Here is a 17584-nt window from a genome sequence, read left to right on the forward strand (position 1 = left end):
CGAACGTAGGCCGGGTAAGCGTTAGCGCCACCCGGCGAACATAGGTTACACCGTCACAACCGGCACTCTTGGTGCCAGCGCGCACATCAATTCATACCCCACCGTGCCCGCCGCGGCAGCCACGTCATCAATTTTGATTTCGTTACCCCACAGCTCGACCGGTGAACCAATGCCCACCTGCGGGCATGGCGTCAGGTCAACGGCCAGCATATCCATAGATACGGTGCCCACCGTTCCCGTGCGGACCCCATCGACCCAGACCGGCGTGCCGGTCGGCGCGATGCGCGGGTAGCCGTCGGCATAGCCGCCCGCCACGATGCCAATCCGCTGCTCGCCCTGTGCCCGGTAGCGGCTGCCGTAGCCCACCGTGTCCCCGGCCTTCAGCGTCTGCACGCCAATGATTTCACTGCGCAGGGTCATGACCGGCTTGAGGCCGCTGTTGGCGATGTCCTGCCACTGGCCTGAGGGAGACGCACCGTAGAGAACGATCCCCGGACGCACCCAGTTATAGTGCGCCTCGGGATGCCACAGCGTGGCCGCCGAGTTCGACAGCGAGCGCGGGCAATCCAGCCCTTCTGCCGCCTGCTCAATGCGAACCATGGCATCGGCAATACCGTCGGGTTTTTCCGCGTCGGCAAAATGCGCCATCAGCGTCATTTCGCCCACGTTCTTCATCGCGCGCAGCTGCTGCCAGACCGTATGCACTCGCTCAGGCTGAAAGCCCAGGCGGTTCATGCCGCTGTTCACCTTGAGGTAGATATCCAGCGGAGCATGGAGCTTCGCATCCTGGATCGCCTTAATCTGCCAGTTGCTGTGAACGCTGGTGGTCAGACGGTACTTGTCCAGCAGCGGCAGATCGTCCGCGTGGAAGAACCCTTCCAGCAGTAGAATCGGCCCTTTCCAGCCGCGCTCGCGCAGCAGAATGGCCTCTTCCAGATTCAGTAGCGCAAAACCGTCGGTCGCGCTCAGCGCGCTCCAGATACGATCGATACCGTGGCCGTAGGCATTCGCTTTCACCACCGACCAGACGCGCGAACCCGGTGCCGCCCGACGAACAATTTGCAGATTATCCTTCAGGGCCTGCAGATTCAGCTGGGCCAGAACAGGACGGGACATGACAACTCCTTAGCTATGCGCGCCGTGCAGGTGCTGTGGACGCGAAGGCGTAAACCCCGATTGATAGCGCGCGGCGCTTAAATCGTCAAACGGAATTGCCGGCGTGCGCCCGGAAATCAGGTCGCACAGCAGCTGGCCCGATCCGCAGGCCATCGTCCAGCCGAGCGTGCCGTGTCCGGTATTGGTCCACAGGTTTTTGTACGGCGTGCGGCCTACGATCGGCGTGCCGTCCGGGGTCATCGGACGCAGGCCGGTCCAGAACGTTGCCTGCTCAACAAAACCTCCGCGCGGGAAGAGATCGCCCACGACCATCTCCAGCGTTTCTCGACGCGGCTGCAGCAGTTCGGTGTTGAAGCCCACGATCTCCGCCATGCCGCCCACGCGAATGCGGTTGTCGAAGCGGGTAATAGCGATTTTGTAGGTTTCATCCAGAATGGTCGAGACCGGCGCGCCGCTCTCTTCTTTCACCGGAATGGTCAGCGAGTAGCCCTTCAGCGGATAAACCGGAATGTCGAGAATACCTTTCAGCATGGCGGTGGAGTACGAACCAAACGCCATCACGTAGGCATCGGCTTTGATCACCTCATCGCCGCACTTCACGCCGTAAATTTTTTCGCCTTCCGACAGCAGCTTGTCGACGGAGGTGTTAAAGCGGAACTTCACTCCCGCCTGCTCGCACATTTGCGCCAGACGTTGCGTAAAGAGCTGGCAGTCGCCGGTTTCGTCATTCGGCAGGCGCAGGCCGCCCGTCAACTTATGCGCCACTTCCGCCAGCGCCGGTTCAACCTGGCCAAGCTGGCTGGCTTCCAGCAGCTGGTACGGTACGCCGGCATCTTCCAGCACGGCGATATCGCGGGTGGCATTTTCGTACTGTTGTTCGGTGCGGAACAGCTGCAGCGTCCCGCCCTGGCGGCCTTCATACTCAATCCCCGTCGACGCGCGCAGCGCTTTCAGACAGTCGCGGCTGTATTCCGCCAGGCGCACCATGCGCCCTTTGTTCTCCATGTAGTGGCGGGTGTCGCAGTTGCGCAGCATCTGCCACATCCACTTCAGCTGGAACTGCGTGCCGTCAAGGCTGATGGCCAGCGGCGCATGGCGCTGGAACATCCATTTAATCGCTTTCAGCGGAACGCCCGGCGCAGCCCACGGCGCCGCATACCCCGGAGAGATTTGCCCGGCGTTCGCCGCGCTGGTTTCAAGCGCGGGACCGGATTCACGATCGATAACGGTTACGTCATGTCCCGCCTGACTTAAATACCAGGCGCTGGTTACCCCAACGACACCACTTCCCAGTATGACAACACGCATAGCCACTCCATTATGTGCAAAAGAACAATCTTCTAGTTACAGATTGATAACCTAGTTAAAAATATTATTCAACATACGACTTTTTTATGGTGACTTACCTCACACATCCCCCAGCATCAGGGGATAGTGCTAATTTGGGATCTCCTGCTGCGCGTTATTTTTAACCAGCATAATCTGCTGAGACATACTGTTTTTTTGCCGTATCAAAAACGCGAAATCGCAAAGAAAAAATTTCTGCCCCAGCACGCTTTTTAACACGTTGATCTATGCTTGAAAGGAGGCTCTCCAGACAGAGAGAGCACCCACAACGAGGGCGCGCTAATGGCTACTATTGATTCCCTGAACAAGGACAACACACGTCTGAGCGATGGACCCGACTGGACCTTCGAGCTGCTGGATGTTTACCTCGCCGAAATCGACCGGGTCGCAAAGCTGTATCGTCTGGATACCTATCCCCATCAGATTGAAGTCATTACGTCCGAGCAGATGATGGACGCCTACTCCAGCGTCGGGATGCCGATTAACTATCCGCACTGGTCGTTTGGTAAAAAATTTATTGAAACGGAACGGCTGTATAAGCACGGCCAGCAGGGGCTGGCGTATGAGATTGTGATTAACTCCAATCCGTGTATCGCCTATTTAATGGAAGAGAACACCATTACCATGCAGGCGCTGGTGATGGCGCACGCCTGCTACGGGCACAACTCCTTTTTCAAGAATAACTACCTGTTCCGCAGCTGGACGGACGCCAGCTCCATCGTCGATTACCTGATCTTCGCCCGCAAATACATTACCGACTGCGAAGAGCGCTACGGCGTGGACGAAGTGGAAAAACTGCTCGACTCCTGTCACGCGCTGATGAACTACGGCGTGGATCGCTACAAACGTCCGCAGAAAATCTCCCTGCAGGAGGAGAAAGCCCGGCAGAAAAGCCGAGAAGAGTACCTGCAAAGCCAGGTGAACATGCTGTGGCGTACCCTGCCGAAGCGTGAGGAGGAAAAAACGATCGCCGAAGCGCGTCGCTATCCGTCCGAGCCGCAGGAAAACCTGCTCTATTTTATGGAGAAGAACGCCCCGCTGCTGGAGCCGTGGCAGCGTGAGATCCTGCGCATCGTGCGCAAGGTGAGCCAGTATTTTTACCCGCAAAAACAGACGCAGGTGATGAACGAAGGCTGGGCAACCTTCTGGCACTACACCATTCTCAACCATCTGTACGACGAGGGGAAAGTTACCGAGCGGTTCATGATGGAATTCCTCCACAGCCATACCAACGTGGTTTTCCAGCCGCCCTACAACAGCCCGTGGTACAGCGGAATAAACCCGTATGCGCTTGGCTTCGCCATGTTCCAGGATATTAAGCGCATCTGCCAGTCGCCGACGGAAGAAGACAAGTACTGGTTCCCGGATATCGCCGGTTCTGACTGGCTGGAAACGCTGCACTTTGCGATGCGCGACTTTAAGGATGAGAGCTTCATCAGCCAGTTTATGTCGCCGAAGATCATGCGTGATTTCCGCTTCTTCACCGTGCTGGACGACGACCGCAACAACTATCTGGAGATTTCCGCGATCCATAACGAAGAGGGGTACCGTGAGATCCGCTCTCGCCTCTCTTCCCAGTACAACCTGAGCAACCTTGAGCCGAATATTCAGGTGTGGAACGTCGATTTGCGCGGTGACCGCTCCCTGACGCTGCGCTATATCCCGCACAATCGCGCGCCGCTGGATAAAGGGCGTAAAGAGGTGCTGAAGCACGTGCATCGCCTGTGGGGTTTTGACGTGCAGCTGGAGCAGCAGAATGAAGACGGGAGCGTTGAGCTGCTGGAACGTTGCCCGGCGCGGTTGAATACGCTTTAGTGACGTTTTTGCCCGGTGGCGCTACGCTTACCGGACGAAAAAAAACCTCTCGTATGAGAGGTTTTTTCTTTTAGCGGGTCTGAATCGCTAAATCACCCGGCAGCGTTTTCTGCATACGGTGCCAGATTTCACCGGAATCGTGACCGTAGCGGCGCACCGTCTCATAAACCTGATCGTGCAGGCCTTCGGTACAGAGCTTGCTCAGCTTATGGTAGAAGCCCAGCGCCAGGCTACGCGCTTCCGGATTGGCAAAGTAGTGGCGGCCAATGCGGGTGTAAAGCCCCTTCATACCGTTGAGGATCAGGCCGTACACCGGGTTGCCGGAGGCAAACGCCAGGCCGCGAAACACGTTGTAATCGAGGGTGGCAAAAGCATCGGCATGATCTTCCACCTCGTTCGCTGTGGCCAGCACCGCAAGGGCGTCTTCAGGATGCTGACGGAAAGCGGTACGAATAAAGATCGTCGCGATGTTGGTGCGAACGGAGAGCAGATTATCAATGAGCTGCGGCACGCTTTCATGGTCGAGACGCGCCAGCGTTTCAAGAATGTTCAGCCCGGACGTTTCCCAGAAGTTGTTCACTTTCGTAGGCTTACCGTGCTGGATCGTCAACCAGCCATCGCGCGCCAGCCGCTGGAGCACTTCACGCAGCGTGGTGCGAGTGACGCCAATCAGTTCAGAGAGTTCGCGTTCAGCCGGAAGAATGGACCCCGCAGGGAAACGATTATTCCAGATGCTTTCAATGATGTACTCTTCCGCGAAACCCGCCGGGCTCTGCGCCTTAATGACCATAGTGAGATTTCCATTACACAGCTTTAGCAAATTGGACTCATCATACCAGAGGCACGCAGTGGCAGGTAGCGCGGCAAAGAGAGAAAAGAGGGATCGCCGTTTCATTTTTGTGAAATTTACAATGCAGCCTTATCCGCCTCCAGGCCGCGATTTTTGCGTATACTGATGTTTTGTCTTACTTGACGGGAAGGACGTCTGTTGTGGAAATTTCTTTTGGGCGCGCGCTGTGGCGCAATTTTTTAGGTCAGTCTCCTGACTGGTATAAACTGATACTGTTGGTTTTCCTGGTCGTAAATCCCATCATTTTTAGCGTGAATCCCTTTATCGCCGGCTGGCTGCTGGTGGCGGAGTTTATCTTCACCCTGGCCATGGCGCTGAAATGTTATCCCCTGCTGCCGGGCGGATTGCTGGCGTTTGAAGCCGTCGTCATCGGTATGACCAGCGCCGAGCATGTCAAAGCAGAGCTGGCGTCAAATCTCGAAGTGCTTCTGCTACTGATCTTTATGGTGGCGGGCATCTACTTTATGAAACAGCTGCTGCTGTTCATCTTCACGCGCCTGCTGCTCAGCATTCCGTCGAAAATGTTCCTCTCTCTGGCGTTTTGCCTTGCCGCCGCCTTCCTGTCGGCCTTCCTGGATGCGCTGACGGTCGTCGCGGTGGTGATAAGCGTTGCGGTTGGGTTCTACGGTATTTATCACCGCGTGGCCTCCTCTCGCCCAAATGAGGACCTGCAGGATGACAGCCATGTCGAGGCGCATAACCGTGACGTGCTGGAACAGTTCCGCGCGTTTCTGCGCAGCCTGATGATGCATGCCGGCGTGGGTACCGCGCTGGGCGGCGTGATGACCATGGTGGGCGAGCCGCAAAACCTGATCATTGCCAAAGCGGCGGGCTGGCACTTCGGTGAGTTCTTCCTGAGAATGGCCCCGGTGAGCGTACCGGTGCTGATCTGCGGGCTGGCGACCTGTCTGCTGGTGGAGAAGTTTCGCCTCTTCGGCTATGGAGCGCAGCTCCCGGAGCCGGTACGTCAGGAACTGCATAAATTCGATGTGCAGAGCCGAAGCCAGCGGACGCGCCAGGAGACGCTACGACTGATTGCTCAGGGGATCATTGGCGTCTGGCTTATCGCGGCGCTGGCGTTCCATCTTGCCGAAGTGGGGCTGATTGGCCTGTCAGTCATTATTCTCGCCACCACCTTTACCGGCGTGACGGACGAACATGCCATCGGCAAGGCGTTTACCGAAGCCCTGCCGTTTACCGCCCTGCTGGCGGTGTTCTTTGCCGTCGTGGCGGTGATTATCGACCAGCACCTTTTCGCGCCGATTATTGCCTTTGTACTACAGGCATCACCGGATGCTCAGCTCTCGCTGTTTTACCTGTTTAACGGCCTGCTCTCGTCGATCTCAGATAACGTCTTCGTCGGGACGGTCTACATCAACGAGGCCAAAGCGGCCATGGAGCAAGGCGTTATCAGCGCCGGACAGTTTGAGCTGCTTGCCGTGGCGATCAATACCGGCACCAACCTGCCGTCGGTAGCGACGCCAAATGGCCAGGCCGCCTTCCTGTTCCTGCTGACCTCCGCCCTCGCGCCGCTCATACGTCTTTCTTATGGCAGGATGGTGTGGATGGCGCTGCCCTATACGCTGGTGCTCACGATCGTCGGATTGCTTTGCGTCAAAATTACCCTCATTCCCTGTACGCAATGGCTGGTACAAGCGGGTATACTTGCGGCGCAGTAAACTATGCATCTCGGGCAGTTCGCTGCCCGTTTGCCTTTTCGCACGATAAACATCCAATTACGTTTTATTTCGCCAGGTACAGGTGGCGCGAAAAACGAATTCGTTTACACTGCGCTTTCTAAGCATGTTCCAGGGAAATGATTATGTTGAGATTTTTAAACCAGTGCTCCCGCGGTCGTGGAGCGTGGTTGCTAATGGCCCTGACCGCCTTTGCGCTGGAAATGGTCGCGCTGTGGTTCCAGCACGTAATGGGACTGAAACCTTGCGTGCTGTGTATTTACGAACGCTGCGCGCTGTTCGGCATTATGGGTGCGGGCCTCGTCGGCGCGATTGCCCCAAAATCGCCGCTTCGCTATGCCGGTATTGCCATCTGGATCTACAGCGCCTGGAAAGGAATTGAACTCTCCTGGCAGCACACCATGATGCAACTGCATCCGTCACCGTTTATGACCTGTGATTTCGCCGCCCGCTTCCCGAGCTGGCTGCCGCTGGACAAATGGCTGCCGCAGGTGTTTGTCGCATCCGGTGACTGCTCCGTTCGTCAGTGGGAATTCCTGACGCTGGAGATGCCGCAGTGGCTGGTGGGTATTTTTGCCGCCTACTTCGTCGTGGCGCTGCTGGTGCTGATTGCCCAGCCGTTCAAACCGAAGAAACGCGATCTGTTCGGAAGGTAAAAGCAAAACGGCAACCTCGGTTGCCGTTTTTAGCGTTTGCGCCTTCTCCCATGGGAGAGGGTTGGGGTGAGGGCATCAGGCCGCACAAGCACAAAAAAACCCGCCTCGGCGGGTTTTTTATTCTCAACGGGTCGGGTGGTTCATGATGTGATCTTCCCAGTCACGCACCTCGGATTCTTTCACCGCAATGTGGCGCACAGAAATACGTTCACCGTGCATCGCCGCTTTTGACCCGGTCAGCAGCGGGTGCCAGTTCGGTAAATCTTTCCCTTCCGCCAGCAGGCGATACGCGCAGGTATGCGGCAGCCATTCAAACGTTGGCAGATTATCCCGGGTTAGCTTGATGCAGTCAGGCTCAAATTCAAACCGGCGCTCATAGTTGCGGCACTGGCAGGTTTTAATGTTTAACTGCTTGCAGGCAACGTTGGTGAAGTAGATTTCGTCCGTATCTTCATCCATCAGCTTGTGCAGGCAGCACTGCCCGCAGCCGTCGCACAATGATTCCCATTCCGCGTCAGTCATGTCGTCGAGAGTTTTGCTTTGCCAGAAAGGGATGTCGTTCATCAGGATGTCCACACGTCAAAAGAAAGCGCACCTTATAACGAGTCTGGCACGTTGTTGCAAGTTTTGCCGCCCTCTTCAGGCGGCAAGATGGGGTTACAGCACGCGGGTTTTCAGCGACAGGCCGTTAAAACCGACCTCTAGCTCGTCACCGCTGAGTAGCGGACCAACGCCTTCTGGGGTCCCGGTCAGGATCACATCGCCTGGTTTAAGGGTAAAGAAGCGGCTCATGTAGGCGATCAGCGGCACAATCTTATGGATCATGTCTGCCGTGGTGCCCTGCTGGCGGATCTCGCCGTTGACCTTCAGGTTGAGCGGCGTGTCCTGCGGATCGCCGGTAAATTCGCTCACCGGCACAAACGCCGAAATCGGGCAGGAATTATCAAACCCTTTGGCTTTTTCCCACGGCTGCCCTGCTTTTTTCATTTTGCCCTGCACGTCACGCAGGGTGAGGTCCAGCGCCACGCCGTATCCGGCAATCGCTTTTTTAACATGTTCTTCTGAGGCCTGGCGCAGCGTCGCGCCGATCAGCACCGCAAGCTCAACTTCGTGATGCACCGAGCCCAGCCCCTGCGGCAGCGCCAGCGGCTGGCGGATATCGCAAAGCGCCGTTTCAGGCTTAATGAACAGGACCGGCTCTTCTGGCGTCGCGCTGCCCATCTCCTGAATATGTTTTGCATAGTTGCTGCCCACGCAAACCACTTTGCTGACGGGATAATCCAGTAATGCACCTTGCCAGTTATGATGTTGATACATGGTCGACCCCTAAACGGTTGATGTGTTGTGCCCAAAAACAGTTGAGACTATTTTTTACCGTTCGCCTCAAGATGCTGTTTTAATAAATTCTCGGGTGGCGGTGGAAGCTGTAAATAATAGCCTTGCTCGGCTAAGGCCGTTTTCACTTTATCCAGATCGGCATTAATCAGTTTCTTACGACCATCAAGCGGCAGCAGCATCGCCAGCTGTGGTCGGCCAAAGTTCTTCATTAATTCTTCAGGCACGCGTGAAAAATCGTCTTTCTTTTCGACATAAAGATAGGTCTGGTCACGGCTTGTACTTCTGTAGATCACACAAAACATGTTTTTACTCTGAATTAATGGGTGGTTGCTTGCCTCAATATACTCCTGACTATAACATGCCTGATACTCTTCGGAATATCGCAGCGAGTGGTTGCGGTTAATAGCAAATTGAGTAAGGCCAGGATGTCAAACACGCCCATCGAGCTTAAAGGCAGTAGCTTCACCTTATCAGTGGTACATTTGCATGATGCAAAACCCGAGGTTATTCGTCAGGCGTTAGAAGACAAAATCGCCCAGGCTCCCGCCTTTCTGAAGCACGCCCCTGTTGTTATCAACGTCAGCGGTCTTGAGGCTCCGGTTAACTGGAAACTTCTCCAGCAGGCCGTCTCCTCGACCGGACTGCGAATCGTGGGCATCAGCGGCTGCAAAGATGCTGAGCTGAAAGCGGAAATTGAGCGTGCGGGGCTGCCCCTTCTGAATGAGGGCAAAGAAAAAGCCTCGCGTGCGGCACCCGCTGCCGTGCAAACGCCCCCTCCTGCGGTGCAAAACGTTACTACCGTCACAAAAACGCGAATGATTGATGTGCCGGTTCGTTCCGGTCAGCGCATTTATGCACCAAACTGTGATCTGATTGTTACAAGCCACGTCAGTGCTGGCGCTGAGCTGATTGCAGATGGCAATATTCACGTATACGGTATGATGCGTGGACGTGCGCTCGCAGGTGCAAGTGGCGATCGAGATGCGCAAATATTTTGTACTCACCTGACGGCGGAACTGGTGTCCATCGCAGGTGAATATTGGCTGAGCGACAAGATCCCAGCCGAATTTTATGGCAAAGCGGCTCGCCTGCTTCTGGCAGACGACGCGTTGACCGTTCAACCGTTGAATTGATCCCTTTTTAACAAGGAATTTCTATGGCACGCATTATTGTTGTTACTTCGGGTAAAGGAGGCGTTGGCAAGACCACCTCCAGCGCGGCCATCGCTACTGGTTTGGCCCAGAAGGGAAAGAAAACCATCGTTATCGACTTCGATATCGGTCTGCGTAACCTCGACCTCATCATGGGATGCGAGCGTCGCGTCGTGTATGACTTTGTAAACGTCATTCAGGGCGATGCCACGCTTAACCAGGCGATGATCAAAGACAAGCGCACCGAGAACCTCTACATTCTCCCGGCTTCTCAGACGCGTGACAAAGACGCCCTGACCCGTGAAGGTGTGGAAAAGGTGCTCGACGATCTGAAAAAAATGGATTTCGACTTCATTGTCTGCGACTCCCCTGCGGGCATCGAAACCGGTGCCCTGATGGCGCTCTACTTCGCTGATGAAGCGATCATCACCACCAACCCTGAAGTTTCATCCGTGCGTGACTCAGACCGCATTCTGGGCATCCTCGCCTCTAAATCCCGTCGTGCGGAGAATGGCGAAGACCCGATTAAAGAACACCTGCTGCTCACCCGCTACAATCCGGGCCGCGTGAACAAAGGTGACATGCTGAGCATGGAAGACGTGCTGGAGATCCTGCGCATTAAGCTGGTAGGCGTTATCCCGGAAGATCAGTCCGTGTTACGCGCGTCTAACCAGGGCGAGCCAGTGATCCTTGATACAATGGCAGATGCAGGTAAAGCTTACGCCGATACCGTTGACCGTCTGCTGGGAGAAGAACGTCCTTTCCGCTTCATTGAAGAAGAGAAGAAAGGTTTCCTCAAACGCCTGTTCGGAGGATAAGTTATGGCATTACTGGACTTTTTTCTCTCGCGGAAAAAGAACACCGCCAACATCGCAAAAGAACGTCTGCAAATTATCGTTGCGGAGCGTCGTCGTAGCGACGCCGAGCCTCACTACCTGCCGCAGCTGCGCAAGGACATCCTGGAAGTGATCTGTAAGTATGTGCAGATTGACCCGGAGATGGTCACGGTGCAGCTGGAACAAAAAGACGGGGATATTTCGATTCTGGAGCTGAACGTTACGCTCCCGGAAGCGGAAGAGTCGCGTCCGTAGGTTTGTGTTTTCGTCGCCCCGGTAAGCGCAGCGCCACCGGGGAAATATGCCGGATATATCGCCCGGCATATTTTTTTTATCGCGGGTAACCGTCCAGCAGCGTATTCAGGCGATCGGCCATCAATTCCCCGCGCCAGCCCGCCATCATCTCCGGCACGCCATTCTGCGGCTTCAGCTTCCAGTGCCAGTTCAACAGCTGGTTAATCTGACGACGTGAGGCGAGCAGTTCCGCGCTCAGCTTGCTTTCCGTTGCAACTGCCTGCACCAGCGCTTTGATATCCTTAAACGCTTTGCGATAGCCCGGCATGTCCATCAGGTTCAGCAGCGGTTCCGGCAGCGCATCTTCCGGCAGCTCCTGCGCTTTGGCGACCAGCGCCAGCAGGGTTTTACCGTGGAAGCGGATCTCGCTGCCCGAAAGGCCAATGCTGTCCAGCTCGCCCAGGCTGCCAGGCATATAGCGCGCGACAGCCCAGAGATGCTCTTCGCGAACCACGAAGTTAACGGCCAGATCGCGCTCGCGCGCTTTACGCAAGCGCCAGTCTGCCAGCAGCTGCAGGCATGCCAGCTGACGCGTACGCAGCTGCCAGGCGTTGCTGATATCGCGCCAGGCCTCTTTCGGGTCAACCACTTCCTGACGACGCTGCTGAGTCATACGGCACTCGTCCAGCGCAGCAGCGAGCCAGCCGGAGGCTTCCGCCTCTTTCATCAGCTGTCCGGCAATTGGCAGCAGGTAAAACACGTCTGCCGCCGCATACTCCAGCTGACGCTCGGTAAGCGGGCGCGCCAGCCAGTCGGTACGGGATTCACTTTTATCCAGCGTCAGGCCCGTATACTCCTCCACCATGGCAGCAAAGCCCCATGAGAGCGGACGATTGCTGAATGCCGCGAGGATCTGCGTGTCAATCAGCGGCTGGGGCATGATGCCAAAAGTGTTCAGAAAGACTTCCAGATCTTCACTGCCTGCGTGCAGGTATTTCGTCACGGCGGTATCGAGCAGCAGGTCACGCATCGGCGTCCAGTCGGTAATGCCGAGAGGGTCAATCAGCGACACGTGTTTACCGTCGTACATCTGAATCAAACCCAGCTGCGGATAATAGGTCCGGGTACGGACAAACTCGGTATCCAGGGCAATGGCAGGAAAGTCGCGCGTCACTTCGCACAGCGAAGCCAGCTCGTCGTTGGTCGTGATCATCTGGTAATTCAAAGCGGGTTCTCTTTTGTTTGCGCCCATAAAAAACGCCGGCTTAACCGGCGTCTGGGCGATTAGCGTGAAGCTCAGGCCTTATTGTCTACTTTGCCACGGGCTTCGTCACGTAATTCTCGTCGTAATATCTTTCCGACGTTGGATTTAGGCAGCTCATCGCGGAATTCAACCAGCTTCGGCACCTTGTAGCCCGTGAGCTGACGACGGCAGAACGTTACCAGCGCCTCCTCCGTCAGGGAAGGATCTTTCTTGACCACAAATATTTTAACCGCTTCACCGCTGCTGCCGGAAGGGACGCCGACAGCCGCCACTTCGAGTACGCCGCTGTGCTGCATAACCACGTCTTCGATCTCATTCGGATAGACGTTGAAGCCGGAGACCAGGATCATGTCTTTCTTGCGATCGACGATGCGCAGGAAGCCCTCGTCATCCATTACCGCAATATCACCGGTGTGCAGCCAGCCGTCTTTGATGATTTCGTCAGTCGCATCGGGACGCTGCCAGTAACCCAGCATCACCTGCGGACCTTTGACGCAAAGCTCACCCGGCTCGCCCGGCGCGACTTCGTTATCGTTATCATCGACCAGTTTGGCCTCTGTGGAAGGAACCGGTAGACCAATGCTTCCACTGTGATAGTCGATATCGTGTGGGTTGACGCTGACCAGCGGAGCACATTCCGTCAGCCCATAGCCTTCCAGCAAATACTGACCGGTGAGCTTCACCCAGCGCTCGGCGACCGCCTGCTGAACCGGCATGCCGCCCCCCGCAGAGAGATGCAGCGTGGAGAAATCCAGCTGCTGGAACTCTTTGTTATTAAGCAGCGCGTTAAACAGGGTGTTTACCCCCGTCATGGCGGTGAACGGGTATTTCGCCAGCTCTTTCACCAGGCCCGGGATATCGCGCGGGTTGGTGATGAGGATGTTCTGACCACCCAGTTCAATAAACAGCAGGCAGTTCATGGTCAGCGCAAAGATGTGATACAGCGGAAGCGCGGTGATCACCACCTCTTTGCCCGGATGCAGCAGCGGCCCGTAGGTGGCGTTCACCTGTTCAAGGTTTGCCAGCATATTGCGGTGGGTAAGCATGGCCCCTTTGGCGACGCCGGTGGTCCCGCCCGTGTATTGCAGAAACGCAAGATCTTCCGCCACCACTTCGGGTTTCACATACTGCATACGGTAGCCCGCATGCAGCGCGCGGCGGAAGGAGATGGCGTCCGGCAGGTGGTATTTTGGCACCAGGCGCTTGACGTATTTGACGACAAAGTTAACCAGCGTGCCTTTGGCAGTGGAGAGCTGATCCCCCATGCGCGTCAGGATGACGTGTTTAACCTGGGTTTTGTCGACCACTTTTTCCAGGGTATGGGCGAAGTTGGACACAATGACAATCGCGGCCGCGCCGCTGTCGTTCAGCTGATGCTCCAGCTCGCGCGGGGTATACAGCGGGTTGACGTTGACGACAATCATCCCGGCTCGCAGGATACCGAACAACGCCACCGGGTATTGCAGCAGGTTTGGCATCATCAGCGCGACGCGGTCCCCTTTTTGCAGCCCCAGCCCTTCCTGAAGATACGCCGCAAACGCGCGGCTACGCTCCTCAAGCTTACGGAACGTCATGACCTCGCCCATATTCACGAATGCGGGCTGGTCCGCGTAGCGCCTTACCGAGTGCTCAAATAATTCCACCAGGGATTGATAACGGTCAGGATTGATCTCAGCAGGAACATCTGCGGGATAACGGTTAAGCCAAACCTTCTTCAATGCATCACCTCTGAAATGAGTGTTCGTCGTCATCACAACCCCGATAATAAACAGTTTGTTAACATTATATTAACTCAGCGTACCAGTTTATTAATTGTTCACATTTAAGGTTGCGAAGCGCGTCACTCTTTTTTTTCGTTTTATCCGTAAAAAAACAGAGACAGCGGCTGAGCCGCTGTCTCTTTTCTAACAATAACAGTAAGTTACTCAGTAACGATCGTCTGAACCTGTGCAGGACCCGGGTTATACCAGCCCCAGCCCGGGTAGCCGTAACGATAAGGATGTGGACCCCACATCCACGGATCCATCGGCTGAGGCGGCATGATCACCTGCTGTGCCAGCCGCCAGCGTTTATACCCGTTGACCTGCATGGTCATAAATTTATACGGCGTGCTGCCGATTTTACCCTGCACGGCGCCGGTAATCGGCCCGACGACGGTCACCAGCTGTCCGCGAAAATCGACCGGATCGAGGAAACCACTGACGTCCGCATAGATACGCCCGCGAGAGGCCTCACCCAGTACCGGCCGCGCGCCGCTGTCCAGCGGAACGGTCGCGATCTCCAGACGGGTTTTCCCCTGCTGGTTTTGTACGTCGATGACCTTACCGCCAAAGCGCGCTTCCTGGCCGACGTAGAGCTCAGGCGCATTCATCACTCGCACCAGATCCTGCTGTGGCGTCGGGCTGCTGCCCTTAATCGCATCAGGAACGGAAACGCATCCGCTCAGTGCTATGGCAACCGCGCCTGCAATAATAAGGCGTACTACTTTAGTCTGAACCGCCATGATGCGACTCCTTTTTCTCAGTTCCTGTTACTGAGATTCACTCGCGGCCCGGAAGTTTCTTCCACGCAACGGTGTTTCGCAAATAAACCGGCTCCGCGTGTTCAACGGCAACGGTTTTTCCTGCCGCGAGCAGCTGGCAGGCAATCGGAAGCATGTCTTCCGCAGCCGGCAGCAGCATGTTGCCGTCCACCAGCGTCACCCCGGTGTCGTTTGCCATGTCTGGCCACGCCGGCCAGCCGGTGCCGACGGTTGCCCACTCACCGGAGAGCTGTTGCAGTCGTTCAGTGACCGCTTCCGGCTTAAGCACGGCTTCCGTCTCTTCACCGTGCCACACGCCCTGCTCGTCGCGGGTGTATTCGGCCCAGTAAACTTCGCCCATGCGGGCATCAATCGCGGCCAGGACGCGCGTTGCCCCGGTCATGCGCCATGCGCCCTGCGCCATGGTGGCGAGGGTAGAGACCCCGATCATCGGCAGTTCGGCGCCCAGCGCCAGCCCCTGCGCAATGCCGATCCCGATACGTACGCCCGTAAAGCTGCCGGGGCCACGGCCAAAGGCCAGCGCGTCGAGGTCGGTTAAGGAGGTGTTGCCCTGAGTTAAAATGGCTTTTACCAGGGGCAGAATGCGTTGGGTGTGTTCCCGTGGGCACTCTTCGAAATGAGCAGAAACAGCACCGTCGTTCAACAGAGCGACAGAGCAAGCCTCTGTCGCGGTATCAATAGCCAGAATTCGCATCAGTCGTCGCGCTCTCGCAAGGGTCAGTCACAAAATGGCGCGCATCTTAGCACACTCCGGGGTAAATTACTCCGCCGTTGGGTTTGCCAGGAAACGCACCGCGCGTTTTATGTCCCGCGTCCGCGGCGCGGGCGGCAGGCTGGCGAGGAAGGTTGCCCCGTAAGGACGCATCACCAGCCGGTTATCGCAAATGACGAGCACCCCGCGATCGGTAACGTCGCGGATTAATCGCCCTACCCCCTGCTTGAGGGTAATCACCGCATCCGGCAGCTGTACCTCGTCAAACGGATCGCCCCCGCGCAGACGGCAGTCTTCCATCCGCGCCTTCAGCAGCGGGTCGTCAGGAGAGGTAAATGGCAGCTTATCAATGATCACCAGCGAGAGCGTATCGCCGCGCACGTCCACCCCTTCCCAGAAGCTGCTGGTTGCCACCAGCAGGGCATTTCCGGCGCTGACAAACTGCTGTAACAGCTGGCCTTTGCTGGTTTCTCCCTGCAGCAGCACCGGTAAGGTCATGGTGGCGCGGAACTGCTCGGCGAGGTCACGCATCATGGCGTGAGAGGTGCAGAGCATAAAACAGCGGCCGTTGTTGGCCTCGATCATCGGTTTCAACATCGCGGCCAGATGGCGCGCCGCGCCCGGCTGGTTCGGCAGCGGCAGATTACGGGGAACGCAGAGCAGCGCCTGTTTTTCGTAATCGAACGGGCTGGGCAGGAGCAGGGATTCCGCCTCCTCAATGCCAAGACGTTCCGTGAAGTGATGCAGATCGTCGTTCACCGACAGGGTTGCCGAGGTGAAGATCCAGCTTCCCGGCTTTTGCGCCATCACCTCTTTAAATTTATCGGCCACCGTCAGCGGCGTGAGCGCCAGCGTGAAGTGCCGCGAGGTGCACTCATACCAGTAGCTGAACCCCGGCTGGTTAATCTCTTTCAGCCGCTTGAGCCGCCCGCGATAGAGCGTGGCGCGTTCGAAGGCCGCGTCCAGCAGCGCGGAGCGGCCGAGGGACAGTTTTGCCACGTCGTAGCAGAGTTCCAGGGCATCATCGAGCAGCAGCAGCGCGCGCTGGATGTTTTTGTCCGCCAGCAGCTCGCGCAGGTTGCCGCGATAGCCCGGCTCGCCGAGCTGTAAGCGGAAATCCTGCGCGCTTTGGGCCAGACGGTCGGCGCACTTCTGCAGCTGCTGGGTATCTTTGAGTTCGGTCCGGTAAGCGATGGTGAAATCTTTCGCCAGATCCTGCAGCTGGCGGCTGGAAAGCGACTGGCCGAAGTACTGGCTGGCGATGTCCGGAAGCTGGTGGGCTTCATCGAAGATCATCACGTCCGCCTCCGGGATCAGCTCGCCGAAACCGCTGTCCTTGACGACCATATCCGCGAGGAACAGATGGTGGTTCACCACCACCACATCCGCGTCCATCGCCGTTTTGCGCGCCTTCACCACAAAGCAGTCTTTATACAGCGGACAGTCGCTGCCGAGGCAGTTGTCGTTGGTGCTGGTCACCAGCGGCCAGGCAGGCGAGTCTTCCGGCACGCTCGCGCAGGTGCTGATGTCCCCCTCTTCAGTCTGGTTCGCCCAGGCGCGAAGGATAATAACGTCGCTGAGGGTTTGCACCGGCAGGTCGCCGCCCGCCAGCGCCTGCTGCTCAAGACGTTCCAGACAGAGATAGTTAGAGCGCCCCTTCAGCAGGGCCAGACGCCCCTTGTATTTCAGCGCTTTCGCCACCGTGGGCAAATCGCGGCTGTAGAGCTGATCCTGCAGCGCCTTCGAACCGGTGGAAATAATCACCTTCTTCTTCGCGCGCAGCGCCGGAGCAAGGTAAGCATACGTTTTACCCGTGCCGGTTCCGGCTTCGACCACCAGCGGCTGAGCCTTATCGATGGCGCGTGCAACGGCGTGCGCCATCTGGCGCTGAGGCTCACGGGGCTTGAAGCCGGGAATAGCCTGCGCTAATTGACCTTCAGGGGAAAAATCGTCTGCCACGGTGCTCTCTCACTGTATTTTTGCACAGGGATTATGTCAGCCCATCCTCTCCTGTGCCACCCCAAAT

Annotated in this window: 17 protein-coding genes; 6 read left to right on the top strand and 11 right to left on the bottom strand. The window is 56.8% G+C overall.

The window, feature by feature from the left end; all coding sequences use genetic code 11:
• Nucleotides 1-45: 45 nt before the first annotated feature.
• Nucleotides 46-1116: a catabolic alanine racemase DadX gene (gene dadX, locus DFO52_RS03515; protein ID WP_133549342.1), complete on the bottom strand. Its 1071-nt coding sequence runs from the start codon at nucleotides 1114-1116 to the stop codon at nucleotides 46-48.
• 9 nt (nucleotides 1117-1125) lie between these two features.
• The gene (locus DFO52_RS03520; protein ID WP_133549344.1) at nucleotides 1126-2424 is read right to left on the bottom strand and encodes a D-amino acid dehydrogenase; all 1299 of its coding nucleotides are present in this window, start codon (nucleotides 2422-2424) and stop codon (nucleotides 1126-1128) included.
• A 321-nt stretch (nucleotides 2425-2745) separates the two neighbouring features.
• Here DFO52_RS03520 and DFO52_RS03525 point away from each other — a divergent pair, with 321 nt between their 5' ends.
• Nucleotides 2746-4278, top strand: coding sequence for a SpoVR family protein (locus DFO52_RS03525; RefSeq protein ID WP_023293929.1), 1533 nt, complete (start codon nucleotides 2746-2748; stop codon nucleotides 4276-4278).
• Nucleotides 4279-4348: 70 nt separating this feature from the next.
• Here the strand turns inward: DFO52_RS03525 and fadR are convergent, their stop codons facing one another.
• Complete coding sequence (gene fadR / locus DFO52_RS03530) at nucleotides 4349-5068, bottom strand: fatty acid metabolism transcriptional regulator FadR (RefSeq protein WP_023312180.1); 720 nt, start codon at nucleotides 5066-5068, stop codon at nucleotides 4349-4351.
• Between the two features lie 200 nt (nucleotides 5069-5268).
• On the opposite strand from fadR, the gene nhaB reads away from it, so the two are divergent.
• Nucleotides 5269-6807, top strand: a complete 1539-nt coding sequence (gene nhaB, locus DFO52_RS03535) for a Na(+)/H(+) antiporter NhaB (RefSeq protein WP_059346911.1) — start codon at nucleotides 5269-5271, stop codon at nucleotides 6805-6807.
• A 143-nt stretch (nucleotides 6808-6950) separates the two neighbouring features.
• On the top strand, nucleotides 6951-7481 hold the full coding sequence (dsbB, locus tag DFO52_RS03540; RefSeq protein ID WP_024909807.1) for a disulfide bond formation protein DsbB: 531 nt from the start codon (nucleotides 6951-6953) through the stop codon (nucleotides 7479-7481).
• A 123-nt stretch (nucleotides 7482-7604) separates the two neighbouring features.
• Here dsbB and DFO52_RS03545 read toward each other — a convergent pair whose 3' ends face one another.
• The 3 genes from DFO52_RS03545 to DFO52_RS03555 all read right to left on the bottom strand — a co-directional run bounded on the left by DFO52_RS03545 (nucleotide 7605) and on the right by DFO52_RS03555 (nucleotide 9121).
• A complete protein-coding gene (locus DFO52_RS03545; protein WP_047652292.1) occupies nucleotides 7605-8045 on the bottom strand; it encodes a YcgN family cysteine cluster protein in 441 nt (146 codons plus the stop codon).
• A 93-nt stretch (nucleotides 8046-8138) separates the two neighbouring features.
• Nucleotides 8139-8798 (bottom strand): fumarylacetoacetate hydrolase family protein, encoded by a 660-nt coding sequence (locus tag DFO52_RS03550; RefSeq protein WP_121932080.1) that lies wholly within the window; start codon nucleotides 8796-8798, stop codon nucleotides 8139-8141.
• A 47-nt stretch (nucleotides 8799-8845) separates the two neighbouring features.
• On the bottom strand, nucleotides 8846-9121 hold the full coding sequence (locus tag DFO52_RS03555) for a YcgL domain-containing protein (RefSeq protein WP_029742143.1): 276 nt from the start codon (nucleotides 9119-9121) through the stop codon (nucleotides 8846-8848).
• A gap of 123 nt (nucleotides 9122-9244) precedes the next feature.
• Between DFO52_RS03555 and minC the strand changes: the two genes are divergently transcribed.
• The 3 genes from minC to minE are packed head-to-tail and all read left to right on the top strand — an operon-like array spanning nucleotide 9245 to nucleotide 11061.
• Nucleotides 9245-9952: a septum site-determining protein MinC gene (gene minC / locus DFO52_RS03560; protein ID WP_059346912.1), complete on the top strand. Its 708-nt coding sequence runs from the start codon at nucleotides 9245-9247 to the stop codon at nucleotides 9950-9952.
• A gap of 23 nt (nucleotides 9953-9975) precedes the next feature.
• Nucleotides 9976-10788, top strand: coding sequence for a septum site-determining protein MinD (gene minD / locus DFO52_RS03565; RefSeq protein WP_023312187.1), 813 nt, complete (start codon nucleotides 9976-9978; stop codon nucleotides 10786-10788).
• Nucleotides 10789-10791: 3 nt separating this feature from the next.
• Entirely contained in the window at nucleotides 10792-11061 is a 270-nt protein-coding gene (minE, locus tag DFO52_RS03570; RefSeq protein WP_008500504.1) for a cell division topological specificity factor MinE, read from the top strand.
• A gap of 76 nt (nucleotides 11062-11137) precedes the next feature.
• Here the strand turns inward: minE and rnd are convergent, their stop codons facing one another.
• From rnd to DFO52_RS03595, 5 genes are all read right to left on the bottom strand, one after another.
• Entirely contained in the window at nucleotides 11138-12265 is a 1128-nt protein-coding gene (gene rnd / locus DFO52_RS03575) for a ribonuclease D (RefSeq protein ID WP_115504063.1), read from the bottom strand.
• Between the two features lie 71 nt (nucleotides 12266-12336).
• Nucleotides 12337-14022 carry a long-chain-fatty-acid--CoA ligase FadD gene (gene fadD, locus DFO52_RS03580; protein ID WP_133549346.1) on the bottom strand — a complete coding sequence of 562 codons (1686 nt, stop codon included), beginning with the start codon at nucleotides 14020-14022 and terminating at the stop codon, nucleotides 12337-12339.
• Nucleotides 14023-14225: 203 nt separating this feature from the next.
• Nucleotides 14226-14807: a Slp family lipoprotein gene (locus DFO52_RS03585; RefSeq protein ID WP_133549348.1), complete on the bottom strand. Its 582-nt coding sequence runs from the start codon at nucleotides 14805-14807 to the stop codon at nucleotides 14226-14228.
• Nucleotides 14808-14844: 37 nt separating this feature from the next.
• Complete coding sequence (gene tsaB, locus DFO52_RS03590) at nucleotides 14845-15540, bottom strand: tRNA (adenosine(37)-N6)-threonylcarbamoyltransferase complex dimerization subunit type 1 TsaB (protein ID WP_038417432.1); 696 nt, start codon at nucleotides 15538-15540, stop codon at nucleotides 14845-14847.
• A gap of 66 nt (nucleotides 15541-15606) precedes the next feature.
• On the bottom strand, nucleotides 15607-17517 hold the full coding sequence (locus tag DFO52_RS03595) for an ATP-dependent DNA helicase (protein WP_109845086.1): 1911 nt from the start codon (nucleotides 17515-17517) through the stop codon (nucleotides 15607-15609).
• Nucleotides 17518-17584 lie beyond the last annotated feature (67 nt).

Source organism: Enterobacter sp. AG326 (genome assembly GCF_004362415.1).
Taxonomy (GTDB): domain Bacteria; phylum Pseudomonadota; class Gammaproteobacteria; order Enterobacterales; family Enterobacteriaceae; genus Enterobacter; species Enterobacter asburiae.

What these genes read in the sequence shown, in the direction of transcription:
- DFO52_RS03550 (WP_121932080.1), bottom strand. Translation starts at nt 8,798, where the DNA reads ATGTATCAACATCATAACTGGCAAGGTGCATTACTGGATTATCCCGTC.
- dsbB (WP_024909807.1), top strand. Translation starts at nt 6,951, where the DNA reads ATGTTGAGATTTTTAAACCAGTGCTCCCGCGGTCGTGGAGCGTGGTTG.
- dadX (WP_133549342.1), bottom strand. Translation starts at nt 1,116, where the DNA reads ATGTCCCGTCCTGTTCTGGCCCAGCTGAATCTGCAGGCCCTGAAGGAT.
- DFO52_RS03545 (WP_047652292.1), bottom strand. Translation starts at nt 8,045, where the DNA reads ATGAACGACATCCCTTTCTGGCAAAGCAAAACTCTCGACGACATGACT.
- minC (WP_059346912.1), top strand. Translation starts at nt 9,245, where the DNA reads ATGTCAAACACGCCCATCGAGCTTAAAGGCAGTAGCTTCACCTTATCA.
- tsaB (WP_038417432.1), bottom strand. Translation starts at nt 15,540, where the DNA reads ATGCGAATTCTGGCTATTGATACCGCGACAGAGGCTTGCTCTGTCGCT.
- minE (WP_008500504.1), top strand. Translation starts at nt 10,792, where the DNA reads ATGGCATTACTGGACTTTTTTCTCTCGCGGAAAAAGAACACCGCCAAC.
- DFO52_RS03555 (WP_029742143.1), bottom strand. Translation starts at nt 9,121, where the DNA reads ATGTTTTGTGTGATCTACAGAAGTACAAGCCGTGACCAGACCTATCTT.
- DFO52_RS03520 (WP_133549344.1), bottom strand. Translation starts at nt 2,424, where the DNA reads ATGCGTGTTGTCATACTGGGAAGTGGTGTCGTTGGGGTAACCAGCGCC.
- minD (WP_023312187.1), top strand. Translation starts at nt 9,976, where the DNA reads ATGGCACGCATTATTGTTGTTACTTCGGGTAAAGGAGGCGTTGGCAAG.
- fadR (WP_023312180.1), bottom strand. Translation starts at nt 5,068, where the DNA reads ATGGTCATTAAGGCGCAGAGCCCGGCGGGTTTCGCGGAAGAGTACATC.
- DFO52_RS03585 (WP_133549348.1), bottom strand. Translation starts at nt 14,807, where the DNA reads ATGGCGGTTCAGACTAAAGTAGTACGCCTTATTATTGCAGGCGCGGTT.
- DFO52_RS03525 (WP_023293929.1), top strand. Translation starts at nt 2,746, where the DNA reads ATGGCTACTATTGATTCCCTGAACAAGGACAACACACGTCTGAGCGAT.